Annotated in this window: 2 protein-coding genes; both read right to left on the bottom strand. The window is 73.5% G+C overall.

The window, feature by feature from the left end; genetic code table 11:
• Window positions 1–307: 307 nt before the first annotated feature.
• Window positions 308–865, bottom strand: a complete 558-nt coding sequence (locus AB8Z75_RS34505; RefSeq protein ID WP_369209029.1) for a hypothetical protein — start codon at window positions 863–865, stop codon at window positions 308–310.
• Between the two features lie 263 nt (window positions 866–1,128).
• On the bottom strand, window positions 1,129–1,395 hold the full coding sequence (locus AB8Z75_RS34500; protein ID WP_369209027.1) for a hypothetical protein: 267 nt from the start codon (window positions 1,393–1,395) through the stop codon (window positions 1,129–1,131).
• Between the last annotated feature and the right edge of the window lie 154 nt (window positions 1,396–1,549).

Raw genomic sequence — 1,549 nt, 5'->3', positions numbered from 1 at the left:
GCCCAGGCCGGGGCGCGGCCACCCGGCGCCCCGGCCTGGGCTGAGCGACGAGTGTCCGGTGTCGGCGCCCCGCTATGCGGTGCCAGCGCCTCGCTATACGGCGCCGGGTGCCGGGTGCCGGGTGCCTGTGCCGCCACGTGCCACGGGCCGGCCCCCAACCCGCGGCCGGGCGCGCGTGCGAACCCGCGCCCGGGCGCGCGGCCGGCCGGCGTCCGGGCCCGCGTTCGAACCCGGACGCGGGCCCGGACGCCTGCCTGGTGGCGAGCCGCGCCGAGGCGGCCCGCCGTCGGGTCCGGGCCCGGGGCGGTCAGCGCACGGACTCCAGGACGTCCGTGCAGCCGAGTGCCTCGGCGACCTCGGCCAGCGCGTCCTCTGGCACGAGCGAGAGCAGCGCCTTGCCGTCCATGCCCAGGTCGGAAAGGACGTCCGGATCGCCCAGTGGTCCGGCGGGTGCGCTTTCCGCGTCGGCGACTGCGGTGCGCTCGGCCTCCTCCTCGTCGTCGTCGTTCTCGGCGCCTTCCGGCTCCCCCTCCTCCGTGCCGTCCAGGTCCACGAGTTGGTCGAGCGCCGAGGGGTCTTCCGGCTGGCGGCCCAGCAGCTCGTCGGACAGCAGTATTTCGCCGTACGAGCTGCGCATCGCCGCCGCGGCGTCGGACACGTAGACGCGCGGGTCGTCCTCACCGTCCACGCGGACGACGCCGAACCATTCCCCCTCCTGTTCGATGCAGACCAGCACTGTCTCGTCGTCCGTCGTGGCCTCCCGGGCCAGATCGGCCAGGTCGGCCAGGGTCTCCACATCGTCAAGCTCTGTGTCGCTCGCTTCCCACCCGTCTTCGGTGCGCGCGAGCAGCGCGGCGAAATACACCGTGACTCTCCCACTGATTCAAGAGGTGCCCGAGTGCTGACGAGGACCGTGCCCCGCCCCATCGGGCATCGTGGCAGAAACCCGGGCTGTGCGAAGGGTCTTCGGCAGTGCGTCGCCGTGCTGTTTGCCCGACTGTTGCCCGAACGTTTACCCGCGCCCCCGCCTGCGACGACTCACTGTGACAACTCGCGACGCAGAGCTGTCCACCGGCAGCGTTCCGGCGCATGCCGCTCCGACCCTCCCCGGCGGAGTGCACGCCGGGCTCACCAGCGGAACGTGCGCATCCGCAGTGCCTGCTGGCGTCTGCGGGCGGCGCGCGAACGGCGCGGGTGGACGCGCTCGCGGAGTTCCTTCGCCTCGTTCAGCTCTCGGAGAAAGCGGGCCCGACGGCGGAGCCGCTCCGCGTCCGTCGGGTCCTTGCGTTCTGCCCGATCCGTCTGTTCCGTGCGGTCGGTACGGCGGTCCGGCTCCCCGGCGCGTCGCCGTGGCCGCCGGCCGGGCTTCGATGCCTCGGCTTCTGCCTCTGTCATACGCACACCTCCGGTGTACCTGCCCACCTTCCCCGGTGCGCCGGTGGTACGCCCGTGCGCCCCGGCTCTCGCCAACGGTGACTCCGGCTGGAGGTGCCTGCTGGGATGCCGGCTGGGATGCCGGCTGGGATGCCGGCTGGGGTACCGGCGGGGT

It is taken from the genome of Streptomyces sp. PU-14G (assembly GCF_041028275.1).
GTDB lineage: Bacteria > Actinomycetota > Actinomycetes > Streptomycetales > Streptomycetaceae > Streptomyces.
Note: the sequence above shows the minus strand (reverse complement) of the source record. Positions and strands in the feature narration are given on the sequence as shown.

Coding starts and splice junctions, on each gene's coding strand:
- AB8Z75_RS34500 (WP_369209027.1), bottom strand. CDS start 1,395: ATGACAGAGGCAGAAGCCGAGGCATCGAAGCCCGGCCGGCGGCCACGG.